The sequence below is a fragment of the Gammaproteobacteria bacterium genome (assembly GCA_028819075.1).
Lineage (GTDB): Bacteria > Gemmatimonadota > Gemmatimonadetes > Longimicrobiales > Gaopeijiaceae > BD2-11.
The window spans coordinates 1-20,432 of sequence record JAPPMM010000043.1; the positions used below are offsets into that span (position 1 = coordinate 1).

14 protein-coding genes are annotated in these 20,432 nt (G+C 66.9%); 10 read left to right on the forward strand and 4 right to left on the reverse strand.

What is annotated here, in order from left to right; translation table 11 throughout:
- Nucleotides 1–151: 151 nt before the first annotated feature.
- On the reverse strand, nucleotides 152–1,804 hold the full coding sequence (locus OXU32_10385; protein ID MDE0074353.1) for a DUF262 domain-containing protein: 1,653 nt from the start codon (nucleotides 1,802–1,804) through the stop codon (nucleotides 152–154).
- A 173-nt stretch (nucleotides 1,805–1,977) separates the two neighbouring features.
- On the opposite strand from OXU32_10385, the gene OXU32_10390 reads away from it, so the two are divergent.
- Genes OXU32_10390 through OXU32_10420 form a run of 7 tightly spaced genes read left to right on the forward strand, consistent with a single transcriptional unit; the run spans nucleotide 1,978 to nucleotide 10,146 of the window.
- Nucleotides 1,978–2,817: an ABC transporter ATP-binding protein gene (locus tag OXU32_10390; GenBank protein MDE0074354.1), complete on the forward strand. Its 840-nt coding sequence runs from the start codon at nucleotides 1,978–1,980 to the stop codon at nucleotides 2,815–2,817.
- A gap of 2 nt (nucleotides 2,818–2,819) precedes the next feature.
- Nucleotides 2,820–4,730 carry an AMP-binding protein gene (locus tag OXU32_10395; GenBank protein ID MDE0074355.1) on the forward strand — a complete coding sequence of 637 codons (1,911 nt, stop codon included), beginning with the start codon at nucleotides 2,820–2,822 and terminating at the stop codon, nucleotides 4,728–4,730.
- A gap of 4 nt (nucleotides 4,731–4,734) precedes the next feature.
- Nucleotides 4,735–5,607 (forward strand): branched-chain amino acid ABC transporter permease, encoded by an 873-nt coding sequence (locus tag OXU32_10400; protein MDE0074356.1) that lies wholly within the window; start codon nucleotides 4,735–4,737, stop codon nucleotides 5,605–5,607.
- Between the two features lie 16 nt (nucleotides 5,608–5,623).
- A complete protein-coding gene (locus OXU32_10405) occupies nucleotides 5,624–6,691 on the forward strand; it encodes a branched-chain amino acid ABC transporter permease (protein ID MDE0074357.1) in 1,068 nt (355 codons plus the stop codon).
- Nucleotides 6,692–6,703: 12 nt separating this feature from the next.
- Entirely contained in the window at nucleotides 6,704–7,954 is a 1,251-nt protein-coding gene (locus OXU32_10410; protein ID MDE0074358.1) for an ABC transporter substrate-binding protein, read from the forward strand.
- 10 nt (nucleotides 7,955–7,964) lie between these two features.
- Nucleotides 7,965–8,822, forward strand: coding sequence for an ABC transporter ATP-binding protein (locus OXU32_10415; GenBank protein MDE0074359.1), 858 nt, complete (start codon nucleotides 7,965–7,967; stop codon nucleotides 8,820–8,822).
- A gap of 43 nt (nucleotides 8,823–8,865) precedes the next feature.
- The gene (locus OXU32_10420; GenBank protein MDE0074360.1) at nucleotides 8,866–10,146 is read left to right on the forward strand and encodes an AMP-binding protein; all 1,281 of its coding nucleotides are present in this window, start codon (nucleotides 8,866–8,868) and stop codon (nucleotides 10,144–10,146) included.
- Between the two features lie 32 nt (nucleotides 10,147–10,178).
- On the opposite strand, the gene OXU32_10425 is transcribed toward OXU32_10420, so the two are convergent.
- On the reverse strand, nucleotides 10,179–10,859 hold the full coding sequence (locus tag OXU32_10425; protein MDE0074361.1) for a hypothetical protein: 681 nt from the start codon (nucleotides 10,857–10,859) through the stop codon (nucleotides 10,179–10,181).
- Nucleotides 10,860–11,118: 259 nt separating this feature from the next.
- Here OXU32_10425 and OXU32_10430 point away from each other — a divergent pair, with 259 nt between their 5' ends.
- Nucleotides 11,119–13,422 carry an amino acid permease gene (locus OXU32_10430; protein ID MDE0074362.1) on the forward strand — a complete coding sequence of 768 codons (2,304 nt, stop codon included), beginning with the start codon at nucleotides 11,119–11,121 and terminating at the stop codon, nucleotides 13,420–13,422.
- A gap of 67 nt (nucleotides 13,423–13,489) precedes the next feature.
- Here OXU32_10430 and OXU32_10435 read toward each other — a convergent pair whose 3' ends face one another.
- Nucleotides 13,490–15,835 carry an SLC13 family permease gene (locus OXU32_10435; protein ID MDE0074363.1) on the reverse strand — a complete coding sequence of 782 codons (2,346 nt, stop codon included), beginning with the start codon at nucleotides 15,833–15,835 and terminating at the stop codon, nucleotides 13,490–13,492.
- A gap of 128 nt (nucleotides 15,836–15,963) precedes the next feature.
- On the opposite strand from OXU32_10435, the gene OXU32_10440 reads away from it, so the two are divergent.
- The gene (locus tag OXU32_10440) at nucleotides 15,964–17,325 is read left to right on the forward strand and encodes an alginate export family protein (protein ID MDE0074364.1); all 1,362 of its coding nucleotides are present in this window, start codon (nucleotides 15,964–15,966) and stop codon (nucleotides 17,323–17,325) included.
- 12 nt (nucleotides 17,326–17,337) lie between these two features.
- Here the strand turns inward: OXU32_10440 and OXU32_10445 are convergent, their stop codons facing one another.
- A complete protein-coding gene (locus OXU32_10445; GenBank protein ID MDE0074365.1) occupies nucleotides 17,338–19,209 on the reverse strand; it encodes an SLC13 family permease in 1,872 nt (623 codons plus the stop codon).
- Nucleotides 19,210–19,250: 41 nt separating this feature from the next.
- Between OXU32_10445 and OXU32_10450 the strand changes: the two genes are divergently transcribed.
- Nucleotides 19,251–20,342 (forward strand): hypothetical protein, encoded by a 1,092-nt coding sequence (locus tag OXU32_10450; GenBank protein ID MDE0074366.1) that lies wholly within the window; start codon nucleotides 19,251–19,253, stop codon nucleotides 20,340–20,342.
- The last annotated feature ends 90 nt before the right edge of the window (nucleotides 20,343–20,432 follow it).

The following is a 20,432-nucleotide window of genomic DNA, read 5'->3' on the forward strand; positions in this document are numbered from 1 at the left end:
CATCTTGGCACATCGCGATGCCGTCGGGAGGGGGCGACCACTCCATCGTACTTGTTCAGCCAGAGCGAGGAAGACGTCCACGGGAATGGTCCCGACCGTAGCCTGACGACCTGGCTCTTGGCAACGTCAGCCTCCCCGGGGATCTCTCGGTTCACGGCTCAACCACGCTCTTCGCGTGTCTTGGGTAGAGGCTACTCAAGTGTCGGTTCGCGGCCCGGGCGAGTAGAGTCCGGCGGGCTCTAAGGAACGCGAGGAAGTTGTCCACCTTCCATAGCTTCTCGTCCATTGGGATCCACTGGGACTCCAGAACCCTCGGATGTCGCTCGAGCACGAACCGGAAATAGCCGTGGCGGCCGATGCGGCGACGCACGGGGTCACTAGTGTCCTTGACATAGGGGGATGGTTCTGCCGGACAAGCCGCACCAATCCACTTGTCGCACCCAGGCGCTACGAAGCCGAGGTTCCCCAGAGCGTTGACTTGCGGTCGGGAGTACCCGACAGCATAGAGTGCCCTCTTCGGAAAGATGGGGTGGACCTTCAGTTGGGCATCGCCGTCCGGCATGACCGCTCGAAGGTCGATTCCACTACAGAAATCCCTTGCGCCGCCCGCGCGCGCCAGCCAGTAGAGAGTTGGATAGAGACGGGCCCCGATCGACCAGGAGTCGAAGTCGGCGGGCTCCACCTGCCGCCGACCCCACTTGGTCCCTATGTCTCCGATCAACCGCTCAATCCCATCCATGGTGCCGTCCACCGACGCCAGATCTTGTTTGATGGCGGTCTCGGTCGAAGCGGAGAAGCGGCCCCGCATCCCGGCCTGCAGAAACCAGTAGAGGAGCGAATCCCACTCCCACTCGTCGACGGGTTCCGGCCTGCGCAATTCCAAGTGGCGAACCATGACCGGAAGCGCAAAGCGTCCGAACAGGACTCGGTCATGGTCCAGCCGCAGCCTGTGGTAGACGTGGTCCAAGCAGTGGCGCACATGATGGAAAGTGCGCTCCAGGCCGGCTCGTATCTCTTCGCGCGGAGCATCATGGAGTTGTCGAAAACCAGCCTCTCCGTTTGCGACCGCGTTCACACACCGAAGCAGCCAGCCCTCGGTAAAGCTGAATCCATAGTGGATTCGCAATCCCTTCAGCAAGCTCTGCATCTCCCCCTTTACATCGGGCCACTTGGCGGCGATCCGCGCCAGCGCAAGATCACCGCTCGACAACTTGGTGCCCGCGCTGTTTAGGCGGTTGAATATGTCCAAGATCGTGCCAACGCTGTGGCCCTCATCGGTTATCTGCTCGATGTGCAGGTCTATGCCGGTTACGCCGAGTAGATGAAGCAGGCGGTTGTTGATCGTGATGAAATCGATGGGATCAAGCGTCTCGCCCGGGGCACCGAGCCTCTCGGCCAGCAAGTCGGCGAGTCCGCTAACCCCAGCCTTCATTACTCTGGTCACGTCGAACCAGAGTGGATCTTCCTTCATCTTGCTGGGCTGGAAGAACTCGAACCGCTCCTCTCCGGCGTGGAAATACAGGTCGGAGAATGGCTTTTCATCTCCGTTGAAGAAGTCCGGCACCTCGCCCTTGATTACCCCGTACAGCGAAGTCACGCGCTGTTGGCCGTCCAGCAGAAGTTCGGTAGGCCCTCCACGCTCAAGCGAGGTGATCCAGGTCAACAGGCTCCCCACCGGGTGTCTTCGGTAGAGCGAGTCGAAGAGCTCGCGTACCTGGCTCCGCTTCCACACGTACCCTCGCTGAAACGCGGGGAGGGTAATGTTGCCCGTTGCGACCTTGGCGAGGATGCCGGCGATCTTCACTCAGTTACTCCCGCTTTGGTCAACAGAACGCCTGCCATGTTCCGATTGTCACGCGGGTGGGTGGCTCGGTCAAGAGTCGAATCAGCCCATGGGCACACCCTGTTTCGGAGTCGTGTTGTTCGGTCTATCCTTTTCGAACCGTCGCCCTTCGCCAATCGTTCTCAAGCCCGGCCGTGCACCAACCAACACCTCTCCTCCAACTCAGCGGCCTCACCCTCCGCTTCGGGGGCGTGACCGCGCTCTCGGGGCTCAGCATGGAGGTGCGCGAGGCCGAACTGCTCGCGCTGATCGGGCCCAACGGGGCGGGCAAGACCAGCGTCCTGAACTGCATTTCCGGACTCTACCGCGCGCAGGAGGGGAGCATCACCCTGACCGGCCGCGACGGGACCTTGCACGCGCTCAACCGCCTGCCGCCGCACCGCATCGCCGCGCTGGGCGTCGCGCGCACCTTCCAGAACATCGAACTCTTCAAGCACATGACGGTGCTCGACAACCTCATGCTGGGCCGCCACGTGCACATGAAGGGCGGTGTGCTCAGCGGCGGGATCTACCTGGGCCGCCAGCGCCGCCGGGAGATCGAGCATCGGTGCTACGTGGAGGAGGTTATCGACTTCATGAACCTGGAGCCGTTGCGGAGCGCGGTGGTGGGCAACCTAGCCTACGGGAACCAGCGCCTGGTGGAGATGGCGCGCGCGCTGGCGCTCGACCCGCACCTCCTGCTGCTGGACGAGCCCACGGCGGGCATGAACGTCGAGGAGAAGGAGTCGATGGCGCGCTTCATCCTCGACGTGCACGAGGAGCGCGGCATCACCGTGGTGGTCATCGACCATGACATCGACGTGATCATGGACATCTCGGACCGGGTGGTGGTGCTGGACTTCGGGCGGCGGATCGCGCAGGGGAGCCCGGAGGAGGTCAGGAGCGACCCTGCGGTGATCGACGCCTACCTGGGGCACGCGCGGGGAGAGAACGAACCCGTGCGAGCGGAAAGACCAACGTTACGTCAGGGTTGAGCGTGCCCCCACAACACTCTCGCGATACGCTCCCCGGCCTGCTCGCCCGACGAGCCGCGAGCCGCCCCGACGAGGTCGCGCTGCGCGAAAAGGAGTTCGGGATCTGGCAGGAGATCACCTGGACGGAGTACCTCGGCCGGGTACGGGCCTTCTCGCTGGGGCTGGCGGAGTTGGGCGCGGAAGAAGGGGACCGCATCGCGATCATCGGCGACAACCGGCCCGAGTGGATGATCGCCGAGCTCGCGGCCCAGGCGGCGGGCATCCTCCCTCTCGGGCTCTACCAGGACGCCATCGCGGACGAACTCGCCCGCATGCTGGAAGCCGCCGAGGCCCGCGTCGTGGTCGCGGAGGACCAGGAGCAGGTCGACAAGGTGCTGGAGGTGCGCGACCGGCTGCCCGGCCTGGAATACGTCGTGTATTACGATGCGCGCGGGATGTACGGGTACGAGGCGCCGGGGCTGATGTCGTTCGGGGAGATCGAGGCGCTGGGGGAGCGGCGGCACGAGCGATCGCCGCACGAGTTCAGCCGGCGACTCTCCGCAGTTCAGCCCGCCGACATCGCGCTGCTGTGCACGACTTCCGGCACGACCAGCATCCCCAAGCTGGCGATGCTCTCGCATGAGAACCTGATCGTGATGGCGTCCCAGTTGCGCACTGTGGATGCGATGAACCCGGGCGACGAATTCGTGTCGTTCCTTCCGCTCGCCTGGATCGGTGAACAGATGGTGGCCGTGGCGAGCGGGCTTCTGGCGGGGTTCACGGTCAACTTCCCCGAGGAGACGGCGACCGCGCGCAAGGACATGCGTGAGATCGGGCCCGCTTTTCTCATGTCGCCCCCGCGCATCTGGGAGAACATGGTCTCGGACGTGCAGGTGATGGCCGAGGACACCACCCGGCTCAAGCGGTGGTTCTACGGCTGGGCCATGAAGCAGGGCGCGGCGACCGCCGAAGCGCGGTTTCGAGGACGGCGCATCGGTCCGGTCCGGCGCCTGGCCCATCGCCTCGCGGACTGGACGGTGTTTCACCCCATCCGCGACCAGCTTGGGCTCAACCGCGTCCGGCGCGCCTATACGGGAGGCGCCGCGCTGGGTCCCGACGTCTTCCGTTTCTATCACGCCATCGGGGTCAACCTGAAGCAGCTCTACGGCCAGACCGAGGTGTCGGGAATCTCGGTGGTGCACCGGGACGACGACATCCGCTTCCAGACCGTGGGGGTGCCGCTGCCCCGCACCGAGATCCGGATTTCGGACGAGGGCGAGATCCTCTGCCGGAGTCCCGCGGTGTTCCAGGGCTACTTCCGCAACCCCGCGGCCACCGCGGAGACGCTTGAAGACGGCTGGCTGCATTCGGGCGACGCCGGCTACTTCGACGAGAATGGCCACCTCGTCGTGATCGATCGCCTGGCCGACGTTATGAAGCTGGCGGACGGGACCCACTTCTCGCCGCAGTTCGTCGAGAACAAGCTCAAGTTCAGTCCCTACGTCGCCGAAGCGGTCGTCTTCGGGGGCGCCGGGGCTCCGTTCGTCACCGCGATGATCGCCATCGACATGGAGAACGCCGGGCAGTGGGCTGAGCGACACCGCATTCCCTACACCACCTTCACGGACCTGGCGCGGCGGAGCGAGGTGTACGCGCTGGTCCGGGAGCACGTCGCTGAAGTGAACGAGGAGCTGCCCGAGGCCGCCCGCATCCATCGCTTCCTGCTTCTGCACAAGGAACTGCACGCCGACGACGCCGAGCTGACCCGCACGCGCAAGGTCCGGCGACGCCATATCGCGAACCGCTTCGCGGACATCATCGGCGCGCTGCAGAGGGAGGCCGAGTCGGTCACGGTAGCGACCGAGATCACGTATCAGGACGGGCGGACTGCCGCGGTGGAGCACGATCTGCGCATCGAGACGATGGATACCTGACTCTGTGGACATCTTCCTGCAACTGACGGTCTCCGGACTCAGCACGGGGATGATCTACGCCTTGGCGGCGGCGGGCTTCGTGGTCATCTACAAGGCCAGCGACGTCATCAACTTCGCCCAGGGCGACCTGCTCCTCCTCGGGACCTACCTGATCTTCTTCGCGGTGGCGCAGACCGGGCTGCCCTGGAGCGTGGGGGTCCTCGTGACCGTGCTGCTTGCCGTTGCGGTGGCCCTGGCGGTCGAACGCCTGGTGCTGCGGCCCCTGGTGGGCGAGCCCATCATCTCGATGATCATGGTGACCATCGGGCTGTCGTCGGTGCTCCGGGGCGCGATCAACGCCATCTGGGGCCCGAATCCGCGCGCGTTCGAGTCGTTCCTGCCCGCCGGCGACCTCGTCATCGGGCCGGCGGTGCTCTCGACGGCACGGGTGCTCTCCATCCCCATCGCGCTCGCGGTGCTGGCGGCGCTCGGGCTCTTCTTCCGCTACACCCGCGACGGCATCGCTATGCGCGCCATCGCCGACGACCAGCAGGCCGCGCTCAGCATGGGGATCAGCATTCCGCGCGTGTTCGGGGTTGCCTGGGGGCTGGCGGCCGCCTCGGCAGCGATCGGGGGCATCATGCTCGGCAACATCGTGGGGGTGAGCCCGAACGTGGCGGCCATCGGTCTGCGCGTCTTTCCGGTGGTGATCCTGGGCGGGCTGGACTCGATCAAGGGGGCCGTTGTCGGCGGCGCCATCATCGGGCTGCTGGAGGTATACGTCGGCTTTTACGTGGGGCACGGGCTCAACCTGGTGGTCCCCTACCTGGTGCTCATCATGGTGCTGATGGTCCGGCCCTACGGCCTCTTCGGGAAGGAGATCATCGAGCGCGTATGAGACTCTCCCCATGAGCATGGAGTGCGGGGTCTTCCACACCCGCTACGAGTCCGACATGGGACTTCGGCCGCGGCCCGCACAGCGGATCCGGCTCGCGGCTCTCGCCCTCTTCGTGCTCGTCTTCCCCTTCCTGGCCAGCACCTACTGGCTGGATCTGGCCAACCAGGTGGCCATCGCCACCGTGGGCGCCATCGGACTCAACATCCTAGTGGGCTACACGGGCCAGATCTCGCTGGGCCAGGGCGCCTTCATGGCGATCGGGGCCTACACCGCCGGACTCCTGACCCTCAACTTCGGGGTCCCCTGGGGCGCGAGCGTGTTCTGCGCCTGCATTCTCACCGCCGTGGCGGGCACCTTCTTCGGGCTCCCTTCCCTGCGTCTCAAGGGCCTGTACCTCGCCATTGCAACCCTGGCCGCGCAGGAGATCGTGGAGTGGGCGATGACCCACTGGACGGCAGTCACGGGCGGGACCGAGGCCATTGTCGTGCCCGCCCCGCGCCTGTTCGGCCTCCGCCTGAACAGCACCTTCAACTTTTACTGGCTGGCGGTACTCACGGCGGCCGGAACCGCGCTCTTCGCGGCCAACCTCTTCCGCAGCCGCATCGGCCGCGCCTTCGAGGCGGTGCGGGACCAGGACGTCGCGGCGAGCGTCATCGGGGTGGACGTCTTCCGCACCAAGCTGCTGGCTTTCGCGACCTCGTCGTTCTTCGTAGGGCTCGCGGGGGCGATGATCGCCTTCTACCGCAACATCGTCACCTGGGAGCGCTTCACGCTGAACACAAGCATCGTCTACCTGGCGATGATCATCGTCGGCGGCCTGGGCTCGATCCGCGGATCGTTCCTGGGAGCGGCACTGATCACGTTGCTCCCGGCGCTGATCACCAACCTGGGGCGCGCCATCCAGGATACGGCTCCCGAGGCGGCTTCCCTTCTCCCCTACGCGCAGCAGGCGGTGTTCGGGATCGTGATCATCCTCTTCCTCATCTTCGAGCCCCGGGGACTGTCCAAACTGTGGGACAATGTGAAAGACTACTTTCATGTGTGGCCGTTTGCGTACCGGCGCGGCGAGAGCCGGGCTAATTGAAGGAATGAGAAGATGAGCGAGATGGACTGCGTGCACGCCGGGAACGGACGACGGGCGGTGGGATGGAGGAAGGCGCTGACGGAGGCTCGAGCGAAGAGGTGGGCCGCGGGCGTGGCGATGCTCCTTTGCGCCGCCTGCGGGGGCGACGGCGCCGAAGTGGACGACAACAGCATTACCGTGGGCGCCATCTTCGACCTGACCGGACCCACGGCCGACGTCGGCACCGACTACGGTGACGGCGTGCGCGGCTTCGCCGACTGGATCAACGGGCAGGGGGGCATCGAGGGACGGCCGATCGACCTCATCTTCCAGGACTACGGATACCAGGTCGACCGCGCCGAGCAGCTCTACAGCCAGTTCGTGAGCGAGGGCGCGGTGATCTTCATGGGATGGGGCACGGGCGACACGGAGGCTCTGCGCATGCGCATCGCCGAGGACGAGATCCCTTTCAGTTCCGCGTCCCTGTCCCATCGGCTGGGGAATCCGGCCGAGGCCCCCTACAACTTCCTGCTGGCCACGACCTACAGCGACCAGTTCCGCATCGCCCTCGACTGGATCGCCACGAGCCACGGCGAGGGAACCCCGATCGTCGCGCTGATGCACAACGCGAGCCCCTTCGGGCTGTCGCCGGCGAACCAGGGCGGGATCGAGTTCGCCGAGACGCGGGGAATCGACCTCACGCTCTACGAGATGCCGCGCGGGGCGGTGGACTTCACGGCCGAGCTCTCGCGCATCCGTCAGAGCGGCGCCCATTACGTCGTCTTCCAGAACACCTCCGGGCCGGCAGCGGTGGCGCTCCAGAACGCACGCAGCCTGGGGCTCGACGCCACCTTCTTCTGCCTCAACTGGTGCTCCAACGCGCAGGTCGTTCAACTGGCCGGAGAGGCGGCCGAGGGGCTCATGGGGACGATGCCGTACGCGCCCCTGACGGTGGACGTGCCCGGGACGCGCGTGATTCACGACTATCTCGCCTCCAGGGGCGAGACCGCCGAGGGCAGGACCAATGCCTACACCCAGGGCTGGTGGACCTTCGCGGCATTCGCCGAGGGGATGCGCCGGGTGCTGGCGGCGGGCCAGGAACTCACCGGGGCGAGTATCAAGGCGGCGCTCGAGACGCTGTCCGACTACGACATGGGCGGGGTGACCGCTCCCGTGACCCTCACTTCCACGGACCACCGCGGCTCCAAGGGGCTGCGCATCTTCCGGGTGGAGGGCGGGGTCTGGGTTCCGCTCACGGACTTCATCCAGGCGCCGGCGTCCTGAGGGCGATGGGATGACGGATTCGGCCTTCGGCCGGCGCGGCGCGGCGGAGTCGAATGGGCGCCCGGATGCAACGCCGCTCCTCAGCCTCAACAACATCGAAGTCCTCTACGACGACGTGATCCTCGTGCTGCGGGGATTGTCGCTCGAGGTGGCGGAAGGCAAGATCGCGGCTCTCCTGGGCTCCAACGGCGCGGGAAAGACGACGACCCTCAAGGCCATTTCGGGGCTGCTGTACGTCGAAGACGGCGAGGTCAGCGACGGGACCATCGTCTTCGACGGCGAGGAGATCCAGGGGATGGACGCCCACCGCATCGTGGAGAAGGGAGTCTTCCAGGTGCTGGAGGGACGGCGGGTCTTCGAGCACCTGACCGTGCGCGAGAACCTGCAGGCGGGGGCGTACACACGCGGGACGCGGCGCGGCCTGAACGCGGAGACGGACAGGGTCTACCACTACTTTCCGGCGCTGGCCGAGCGGCGCGGGCAGCTCGCGGGTCATCTCTCGGGCGGCGAGCAGCAGATGCTGGCGCTGGGACGGGCGCTGATGGCATCTCCGCGCATGATGCTGCTCGACGAGCCCTCCCTCGGGCTGGCTCCGATGCTGGTTGAGAACATCTTCGAGATCGTGCGGCGCATCAATCGCGAGGAAGGGACCACGATTCTGCTGGTCGAGCAGAATGCACGCATCGCCCTGTCGGTGGCCGACTACGGCTACATCATGGAGGGAGGCCGGGTCGTGCTGGAGGGCGCCGCAGAGGAATTGCGCACCAACGAGGACGTGAAGGAATTCTACCTGGGGCTGGGCGATGGCGGACGGCGGTCGTACCGGGACGTGAAGCACTATCGGCGGCGGAAGCGGTGGTTGTCGTGAAGGGCACGCCCGACATCGCACCGGGATTGAGGCCGAGGTCGTCGTGACGCGTCGCGATGCCGAGAGTCGCGGCTCCGTGCCGTCCGGGCGAGAACAGGACGCGGCGGCGGACTGGGACGCGCTGCAGGACCGGCTGGCGGCGCGGGCGGTCGCGTACGGGGCCGAGCACAGCACCGAGATTGGTCACAGGTTGGCGGGCGCGGGGATGTCGCCCGGGGACGTCGCCGGGGTGGCCGACTTACAGGCGATCCCGGTCCTGGCCAAGGACGACCTGCCCGCCCTGCAGGCCGCCGACCCGCCCTTCGGAGGGATGCTCGCGGTGGCGGCCGGGTCGCTCGCGCGTATCTACCGTTCGCCGGGGCCGATCAGCGACCCGCAGGGGACCGGAGACGACTTCTGGCGCTTCGCGGCGGCCCTGCGCACCGCCGGCTTTCGCTCCGGCGATGTGGTGCTGAACAGCTTTTCGTACCACCTCACGCCGGGCGGCCTGATGCTCGACGGGGGACTGCGCGCGGCGGGGTGCACCGTGATCCCCGGGGGCGTGGCCGCCACCACCGCCCAGATCGAGGCCGCGCGCGCGGCGGGCGCCACTGGCTACACCGGCACGCCCCAGTTCCTGCTGACCCTGCTCGAGCGGGCGGAGGAGTCGGGCGAGCCGCTCGGGTTCGAGCGCGCGCTGGTGACCGGCGCGCCGCTGCCACCCTCGTTGCGCGCCCGCCTGCAGGACGGCTTCGGCGTGGACGTCTACCAGGCCTACGGGACCGCGGACACCGGCCTGCTCGGCTACGAGTGCGCCGAGAAGGACGGGTGGCACGTGGCGCCCGAGGTGGTGATCGAGGTCCTGGTGCCCGCCGACGACCGCTCGGCCGGGGAAGGAGAGGCGGGGCAGGTGGTGGTCACCAGCCCCAACGAGGTCTACCCTCTGGTTCGCTTCGGCACCGGCGACCTGTCTGCCTGGAAGCGCGCGCCCTGCCCGTGCGGCCGCCCCGGCCCCCGCCTGGCGGGCTTCCTGGGCCGGGTGGGGGAAGGCGTCAAGGTGAAGGGCATGTTCGTCCACCCCCGCGAGCTGGCGGCGGCGCTGGGGTCCGACCCGGCCGTGGCGCGCTACCAGGCGGTGGTGACCGCCGACGGCGCGCGGGACGTGTTCACCGTGCGAGTCGAGGCGGCCCCCGGGGCCGTGGTCGACAAGACCGCCCTCATCGCCCGCATCCGCGAGGCCGTGAAGATCCGCCCGGTCGTGGAGGTGGTGGGGGCCAGGGCCATCCCCGACGATGCGCGCGCGCTGGTGGACACGCGGGAGGAGTTGGCAGCGGGTTCAGGCTAAACCCTGACGTTCCCCCAGTTCGCGTCCCCGGCCTACTCCGCCGGCGAGGAGAGGCGGTCGACCAGGTCGCTCACCCAGCGTCCTGCCAGGTCCTTGCAGCCCAGCCCGAAAGCCAGAGCCAGCGCAAAGCTGATGGCTCCGAGGATGATCAGGAAGGCATCCCCCACGAACTGGACCTGGAGCTGTTGCAGTGCCACCACGACGGCAAAGACGATAACCATGTACTGGACGAACTGCCCCAGCACCTCCGCCTGAGCGATGCCGGCGTTGCTGGCTACGGTGCGGACCGTAGCGGCCAGGAAACCGGCGGCCAGGATCCCCACGATCAAGACGACGATCGCCGTCACAATGGTGGGTAGGAAACCGACAAACCCCTGCAGCAACTGCGCGGTGGCGGTGAGCTGGAGCGCGTTGAGGGCCGCGACCAGCACGACGAGCATGACAAGCCAATATGCGATGGCTCCCAGCAGCCCGGAGAAGGTTCGCTGAATGCCTCCTCTGGACAGCATATCCGCGAGCTGGACCCTTTCCGCCAGACTGTCGGCCTTCACCGCCTCGAGAAGTCGGACGAGCACGCCCTGGATTACTTTCGCGATGATCCAGCCACCGACGAGAATCGCAACCACGGCCAACAGGTTTGGTACGAAGCCGACCAACTGCCCGATGAAGGTACGGACCGGATCCAACAGGATCGCATTCCAATCCATTTCCATTTCGCCTGCCTCCATAGTCCAGGTGGTGCCCCTCCGGATGGAGTCATTATCGCGGGGAACAGGCCCCTGCCGCCAGCGCCCCATGAAGCCGGAACCCCGCCTCCGGACGAGCGCTGCACCCTCGATAGCCACGTTGTTCCTCGGGCTCTAGATTGGATTCGCCCTCCGGTGTAGGGTTGCGAGGGTGATGCCCGCGATGGGGGTCGGCCTTTCGGTCAGGACCTGCGGCGGGCGGGACACCCGCTTCCCGGAGCCCTCAATGGTCGCGCCAACGGTAGCAAACACCGACGGAAGTCCGCCTCGCGGAGCGGCGACGACTCGCGCGTCCGCCCCCTCGGGCGAGCCCTCCGAGTCCGGTCACGGCTTCGGCACAGCCCCCGTCTTCCTGGCGTCGATCAGCACGATCCTGGGCGCCATCCTCTTCCTGCGGTTCGGTTACGCCGTGGGCCACGTCGGCCTGTGGGGCACGATGATGATCATCGTCATCGGGCACATGGTCACGATCCCCACGGTGCTGGCCGTCTCCGAAATCGCCACGAACCGGCGCGTCGCCGGGGGTGGCGCATACTTCATCATAAGCCGCTCCTTCGGCACAACGATCGGCGGCTCGATCGGGATCGCCCTCTACCTGTCGCAGGCGATCTCAGTCGCCTTCTACCTGGTGGCCTTCGCCGAGGCGTTTCAGCCGATCCTCCAGTGGATCGGGGGCAGATTCGAGGTCGCACTCGGTCTCCAGTGGGTCAGCGTTCCCGGTCTCGCCGTCCTGGTCGCTCTCATGCTGACCAAGGGTGCCGACCAGGGGGTGCGCGTGCTGTGGGTCGTGTGCGGCATCCTGGCAGCGGTCATCGGGGCCTTCCTGCTCGGATCGGGACCCGAGGAGATCCGGCCCGACGGACTCAACCTGACATCAACCATTGCAAACCCCGACGGGTTCGGCGTCGTGTTCGCCACCTGCTTCCCCGCCTTCACAGGCATGATCGCAGGCCTCGGGCTGTCGGGTGATCTCAAGAACCCGATGCGCTCGATCCCGCTGGGAACCATCGGGGCGACCTTTGCCGGCATGGCCGTCTACGCGCTGGTGGCGATCAAGCTCGCGCAAAGCGCCACGCCGGACGCCCTGGCGGAGGACCAGTTCATCATGGCCCGCATCGCGCTCTGGGGCCCTTCCATATACATCGGGCTGGCCGCCGCGGCCTTCTCCTCCGCGCTCGGCTCCGTCATGGTTGCCCCGCGCACGCTGCAGGCGCTGGCCCGTGACCGCGTCTTCCCGGGTGGGAAGGTCAACGAACTCCTCGCTACCGGGCGGGGCGAGGCGGGCGAACCCATCAACGCCACCTACGTCTCCGTGGCGTTGGCAGCCGTGTTCGTGGCGCTTGGCGACATCGACTTCATCGCCCAGATCCTGAGCATGTTCTTCATGGTGACGTACGGCACCCTCTGTTCCGTGGCGTTCCTGGAGTACTTCGCGGGGAATCCGTCGTACCGCCCGACCTTCCGCTCCCGCTGGTACATATCGCTGATCGGCGCGGTGATGTGCGTGCTCATGATGATCCAGATGAGCGCCGTGTACGCGCTCCTCGCCATGGCGATCATGCTCGTCATCTACCTGGGGCTGAAGCGGTCGCGGCGCGGGGAACGGGATCTGGCCGCGATCCTGCAGGGGGCGATGTTCCAGCTCGTCCGCAGGCTCCAGATCATGCTCCAGAAGAACCAGAGCGCGCAGCAGGATGGCGGGTGGCGCCCGTCGTTCGTGGCGCTCACGCAGTTCGGCGACCGCCGCGTGGCCCAGTTCGACCTGCTTCGGTGGATCTCCCATCGCCACGGCTTCGGCCACTTCGTGCAGCACATGAAGGGTGAGTATGCACTGGACACGGAGCTGGCGGCCCGCGCCCAGCTCACGAAGCTGGTGAAGCGTTCCGACCTCAGCCGGGCGGGGACCTTCGTCGACACACTGATCGCGCCCTCCTTCGAGAACGCGGTCACGCAGGCGCTCCAGTACCCCGGCATCTCGGGCCTGCCCAACAACAGCATTCTGCTGGAATTCGACCAGCAGCACCCGGAGGAGATTCCGAGGCTGGAGCGGGCCATGCTCCTGGCGGCCTCATCCCGGTTCAACGTGGTAGTCCTGCGCTCCAGCACGTTCCGCTTCGGCTACCGCTCGTCGATCCATGTCTGGCTCACCCCGGAGACCCTGCCCAACGCGGCGATGATGCTGATGCTGGCCTACATCATCGTCGGTCATCCCGAATGGAGAACCGCCGAGATCCGCGTGTTCGCGTGCATCGGCACGGACGGGGATGCGCATGAAGCCGACCGGTTGTCCGCGCTCGTCGACCAGGGACGCCTGCCCATCGGGCGAAAGAACATCGAAACGCTGCCCGTCGAATCGCAGGCCAGGATCGAGTCCGAGGTGGAGTACCGGTCATCCGACGCGGATCTGGTGATCGCGGGGATTTCGGCGGAGCAGATGAAGGGGGGCAGCCTGACCGACGTTCTCCAAAGCCACAGGGCCGCGAACGACATCGTGTTCGTGCATGCCGTGGAAGAGATCGTCATCGACTGACGCCCGAGGGCATCGAACTCCCGTTCCCGATCCGCACGGTCTGAATGCGGGATTGATCCGCGATGCCTCAGAACGGCCAGAACACCGGGATCACGAGCATGACCACCGCGAATACGACGGCGGTCAGCGGCAAGCCCACGCGCAGGTAGTCGGTGAACCGGTAGCCGCCGGGTCCCATGACGAGAACGTTCGCCGGATGGGAGACGGGGCTGGCGAAGCTGGCCGACGCGGCCATCGCCGTAGCCATCATCAGAGGGTAGGGGGAGATGCCCAGGCTCTCCGCCGTGCCCAGCACGATGGGCGACATGAGGACCACCAGGGCCGCCGTCGGGATGACTTGCGTCGCTACGGAGGTAACGAGGAACAGGGCGCCCATGGCGGCGAGGGGCCCGAAGTCCCCGACCGTACGTACAACCGCTTCCGCCAGCAGCGCCGAAGCGCCCGCCTCCTGCAGCGCCACCCCCAGGGGAAGCATCCCGGCGATCAGGAAGACGGCCTGCCACTCGATGGACCGGTAGGCCTCCTCCATCGTCAGGCAGCCGAGGAGAACCATGAGGGCGGCGCCTCCCACCGCCGCGATGGAGATCGGCAGCCATCCCAACAGGACGGGCCCCAGCGTAACGGCCAGGATCAGGGCCGCAATCGGCGCCTTGCGACGCCGGGGCGGCGTCTGCACACCCTCGGTCAGCACGAGGAAGTTCGGATCCGAGGCGAGGACACGGAGGTTCTCGCGGGGTCCGTGAACGAGCAGCGCGTCGCCGGAGCGCAGCGGCATGTCGCGCAGTCCGGTTCGATGGGACCGCCCCTCGCGCCAGATCGCGAGCACCATCAGGCCGTACTTCCTGCGGAAGCTGAGCTGGCGGAGAGTTTGCCCTACGAGCCTGGTATGGGGTGAGAGGACGACCTCGGCGATCCCTATCTCCTCGGTCTCCAGAACGGAGCTCTCCTCCGTCCCTTCGGTCTCGACCTCGAGCTCCCGGAGTCCCTCCAGTGCGGACAACCCTTCGGGCCGGCCTCTGACGACCAGCAGATCCCCCGCCTGCAGGCGCTCGCCGGGCTCCGGCATCTCGATGGTGCGGCCTTCGCGGCCCACGCTGATCACCCACAGCCCCAGAGCGGCGCCCAACCCGCATTCCTTCAGCGTCTGGCCCGCCAGGAAGGAGTCGCGGGGCACCCGAACCGCAAACAGTTCGTCCTGAAGGCTGTAGAGGTCGATGTGGTCGGCGGGAGCGACAGTCAGTGCCTCGTGTGTGCCCAGGTCTTCGACCTTGTCCGGCGGACCCTGGACCAGCAGCGTGTCGGCGGGCTGAAGCGGCACATCCTGCAAGGGACTCGGCAGGGACCTCCCGTCTCGCCGGATCGCCATCACGCGAACCCCGAAACGGACGGCGAAGTCCACGTCGCGGAGCGTCCGTCCCGTCAGCTCGGAGCCGCTGGGTACACCGACCTCCGCGATTTCGAATTCGGGAGCTTCCAGCACCTTCACGCCCAGCCCCTCTTCCTCGATATCGAGCGCGGAACTCTCGCGCAGCCGGTCCAGCCGATCCATTGGCCCCTGAACGACGATCCGGTCTCCCGCCCGGAGACGGAAGTCAGGGCCGGGCGAGGGTCGGGGCCGCCCGTCACGGATGACGGTGATGGCCTGAAGTCCGGCCACGGACCCGAGCCGGATTTCACCAAGGCTCTTTCCCGCAAGCGGCGAGGCCTCGGGCAGCCTAAGGACCATGAACCGCTCGTTCAGCCCGTAGATGTCCGGCAGCACCCGTTCATCGTCTCCTTCGGGACCGTCGACCCGGATGCGGCGCTTCGGCAGCAGCCTGGGGACGGCCAGAAGAATGAAGACGAAGCCCGCCGCCATGACGAGCAGTCCCACCGGCGAGTAGTCGAAGAGCCCGAACGGCTCGAGACCCTCGTTGCTGAGCGCCTCCGCCACCAGAATGTTGGGCGGCGTGCCGATGAGGGTGGTCAAGCCACCCAGCAGGCACGCGTACGCGAGGGGCAGAAGAAGCCTCGAGGGCGGGATCCGGGTCTCTTTCGAGAGATCCATGATGACGGGGAGGAGAATCGCGGCCACGCCCACGTTGTTCATGAAGGCGGATGCCACGCCGGCGGTCGCCATGATGACCAGGATGATGCGGGTCTCGCTTCCGCCCGCAAAGCGTATGACCTGGCGCCCGACCAGGTTGGCTATGCCGGTGTGGGCGAGTCCCCCGCTCAGCACGAAGACGGCCCAGACGGTCACGACGGCCGGATTGGAGAACCCGGCGAGCGCCGCGGCCGGTTCGATGAGCCCGGTCACGGCGAGGAACACGAGCGTGAGGAGCGCGACCAGGTCCATTCGGAGTCGCCCGTGCATGAAGAGGACGACATCCACCACCAGAACCGCCAGAACGAGAACGAGGTCCACCGTCACCAACCGGACCTCCCGGACGGCGAATCCAGGCTCAAGCGGAACCGTAAAGTCGTGATCGGCATTCCTTCGTTCCGGACCGATGTCGATAGCAGCCGTGTAGACGGTACCGTTTCCACAGGATGACAACCATGGCGCCCCTGCTGCAAACAGTTCCCATCCTGGTCGCCGCCTTTGGTGGCGGCGGGACGATGCCGGCAGCCGCGCCTTCTCCGCAAGAGGCTCCGGCGAGCGGGTCTCCGGTGTTCTCGCTGTCGGGAGACCACCGCACCCGCTACGAGCGCCTGAGCAACCAGTTCCGTGCCGGTCTCGACGGCGTCGCCCGCGCGCTGATGCTCCGCACTCGGGTCTCTGCGGGGCTGGATGCGGGACACTTCAGGCTGCGGGCCGAGCTGCAGGACTCGCGGTCATATCTGGCGGACTCCGTAGCGGCCGTCACGACCTCCATGGTGAACCCGCTGGAGTTGCTGCAGGCCCACATCGAGATCCCGCTCGGTGACCGTTCCGGGCGTGGGAGCCGGAGCGTCCTGCGCGCGGGACGGATCACCATGGACATCGGCAGCCGACGCCTGATCTCGCGCAACCGCTTCCGCAACACGTCCGACGGCTTCACCGGGGTCGAGTGGCACTGGACAGGTCCGAACGACGGCCAGGTGCGCACGTTCTACACCCTGCCGGTAGAGCGAAGGGTTTCCGGCAACATCCTCGACAACGGTCCGCGTCTCGACAAGGAATGGAGCAACGTACGACTCTGGGGCGTTCATTTCTCGCGCCCGCGCCTTCCCTGGGGCGACCCGGGGGAGGTCTACTACTATGGCCTGGACGAGGCGGATGCTCCCGGGCTGTCCACCGCCGACCGGCATCTTCACACCATCGGGGTCCGCTTCCATCGTCCCGCAACCATCGCCGGCTTCGACTACGAAATCGAGTCCGCGTTACAGTTCGGCCGATCCCGCGCCTCGAGGGCCGCGGCCGCGGATCTGACTCACGTCGCCCATCTTCAGCACATCGGCGCAGGATATACATTCGCAGTGCCCGGCACGCCCCGGTTGCAGCTTCAGTTCGACCATGCCAGCGGCGACCGCGATCCGGCGGACGGCCGAAACAACCGCTTCAGCAGCCTCTACGGGTCGCGCTCGTTCGAACACGGACCCAGCGGCATTCACGGCGCCTTCGCCCGCGCCAACGTGACAACCCCCGGCATCCGACTGACGCTGGCGCCCCGGTCGGACCTCAACGTGATGGGCGCCGCGCGCGGCTACTGGCTGGCGTCCGCCGCAGACGAGTGGACGACGACGGGCATTGGCAACACCGGGGGAGCGTCCGTCCGGCACGTCGGCACCCTGTGGGAGTTCATCGGCGGGTGGGAGCTGGATGCGGCCCGCTTACGTCTGGAGGCGGGTCTGGTGCGACTCACCGCGGGCGCGCTGATGAAGAACGCGGGCAAGGGGAACGCGACCTACACCTTCGCACAGACCATGCTGTCATTCTGAGCACCAGGGATCCTAACTGGGCCAGAAGAGCGGAATGAAGAGCGTGGCCGTAACGAGCAGGATGAGGTTGAGCAGGCCGCCCACCTTCACGAAGTCCATGAAGCGATATCCGCCCGGCCCGTAGATCATGACGTTCGTCTGGTACCCGAATGGCGTCACGAAGGAGGCCGACGCCCCGAACATGACCGCGATGAGCAGCGCGTACGGGTTCACGCCGCCCTGCGTGGCGGCCAAGATCGCGACCGGGGTGAGCATCACGGCCGTCGCCGCGTTAGAGACCACGGCGGTCATCACGGCGGTCAACAGATAGAAGGCCGCGATCAGTCCGATCTCTCCCAGCGGCGACGAGAGGGTCACCACCCATCCCGCGATCAGCTCCGCCGCCCCGGTGGTTTCGAGCGCCACGCCGAGCGGAATGAGCCCGGCCAGCACGAAGATGACCAGCCACTCCACCTCCCCGTAGATCTCCTCGATGTGCACGCAGCGCGTGAACACCATCAGGACCATGCCGGTGAGCGCGGCCGTCATGATGTCGAGCACGCCGAAGCTGGCGCTGAGCACGACGCCGGCCATGATCGCCGCGGCTACGCCGGCCCGTGGCCTGTTCCCCGCGTCCGCCTTCACTTCCGCCAGCGGGACGAACCCGGGATCGTCGGCGAGGCGCTGGAGCGCGGTCGCCGTTCCCCGCACCAGAAGCAGATCGCCGACGCGGAACGAGATCCCCGCCAGCCTTTCCTGGACGGTGACACCGTGCTGCTGGATGGCGATCACCGCCGCATCGAAGCGCTGGGCGAAGTTCAGATCGCGGAGGGTCCGGCCCACAAGACTCGAGCCCGGCGCCACGAGGATCTCGACCAGCCGGCCGCGCCCGCCCGCCTGTTCGAGTTCATGCTCCTTCTGCTCCCTCGGGGTATCGAGCCGCTGCCGGCGCGCGAGATCGAGGAGGCGCTCGGCGGGCCCCTGCACGTACAGGATGTCGCCCGGCCGTATGTGGCGGTCTCCGTGCGGCGCGGTGATCTCCTGGTCGCCCCTTTCGATGTCCAGCACCGTGACGCCATAGCGTTCGCCCCACCTCAACTGGGCCAGCGAGCGGCCGTTCGCGGGCGAATCCTCCGGGACGTGCAGTTCCGTGACGAAGCGGCGGACGTCGTACTTGGCAGACAGGTCCGGCGGCCGAAAGCGCCGCGGCAGCAGCACCCGGCCGGCGGTGAACAGATACAGCAGACCCACAGCCAGACTGATCAGCCCCAGCGGGGTGATCGAAAACATGCCGAGGGCGTCGTACCCGCGCCTCATCGCCTCGCCGTGCACGACCAGGTTGGTGGTGGTGCCCATCAAGGTGACCGTCCCCCCGAGAATCGAGACGAAGGAGAGCGGCATCAGATACCGCGAGGCCGGCTCCTTGGCCTGTTCGGCGAGCGCGAGGAACACGGGCATGAACACCAGCACAACTGCGGTGGTCATGAGAAAGGGGGAGAGGAACGCGCAGATGAGGCAGAGGACGAGCATGCGCGCGTACTTGCCGCCAAGGGGAGCGGTGCGCGCCCAGGCCCCGATGGCCGACACCAGGCCGGTCTTGCGGAGCCCCAGGCCGAGCACGAGCATCGAGCCGACCGTCACGGTCGCGCGGCTGGACAAACCCGATACCGCTTCGGCCGGCGTGACGATGCCGCTCAGCAGGAGAACGACCGGGACCGCGATGGCCACCTGGTCCACCCGGATCCGGTCGAGGGCGAACAGGACGAGCGCCGCCAGGGTGAGCGCGAGCACGAATGCGATGTCGAGCGTCATGTCGCGTAGCTGCCTCTCACCTGTCGCGGCGCCAGTTCGCAGCTGTGCCGGCGCTTCTTCACGGCCGAGTATGGCCCGCCGCGGGCACCACACCGTACCTTGAACCCGGATTGGCGCGAACCCCGGAGGTTGCGATGAAACACCTTTTCCCACCCCATGTTCATCCCGCTCGCAGGCTGGTCGTCCCGGGCCTGCTCGCTCTGGCTCTGTCACTACCGTTGGTGACAGTCTCCCCGGCAGCAGCCCAATCGGGCGATGTGCGCATCGTCCAGACGAATTCGGCCGGCGACAACGTGCACATCATCGACCCGGTCACGAACGAGGTCGTGCAGATCATCGAGGGGGTCCCGAAGGCGCACGGCGTTGCGGCGCAGGCGGACGGGAGCGTCCTCTATTTCAGCAACGAGATCCACCGCACGCTGGACATCGTGCCGACGGACGTCATGAAGGTCACGGAGCAGATCCCACTCTCCGGACGGCCGCACAACATCGCCATCAGCAACGACGGTCGCACGGTGTACGCCGCGATCATTCAGGACTGCAGTTGCGTGGAAGTGGTGGACCTCGAGAAGGGCGAAGTGGTGAAGTCGATCGCGACGCTGGGGACGGTGCACAACGTGTTCATGTCGCCCGACGGGCGGCACGTCGCGGCGGGGATGATCGGCGCCCGCACCCTGACCATCATAGACACCTCGATCGACGAGGCGATCTGGTCGCTCCATTTCAGCGGGCGCACCACGGGCGGCTACGCGGACGGAGGAGTGCGGCCCATGGCGTTCGAGACGCATCCGGACGGTTCGACCTGGCGTCTGTTCATCCAGATCTCCAACTATCACGGCGTTTACGTGGTGGATTTCGCGCAGCGGAAGGTGGTGCAGAAGCTGGACATGCCGAGCCTCCCGATTTCGCGCGTGACCAACGACGCGCTGCAGGGATCGCCGGGCCACGGCCTCGCGGTCTCGCCGGACGGGCGCCAGCTCTGGTCGACGAGCAAGCCCAACGGGTACGTCTACGCGTGGTCGCTCCCTGATCTCGAGTACCTTGGGGGCGTCGAGGTCGGCCACATCCCCGACTGGCTGACGATGACGCCCGACAGCCGCTACCTGTACGTGGCCAACGCCGGATCGAACGACGTTTCGGTCGTCGATACGCAGGAGATGAAGGAGATCGCGCGCATTCCGGTGGGCCAGGTGCCGAAACGCAACAAGACGGTGGTGTTCCCGTGAGCGGCGGCGGGCGGTCCAGTGCGGATGTATCGTCGCCCGATTGCGGCCGGGGTCGGATCCGCGCACTGCTGGCGGGCAAGATCCTCGGGC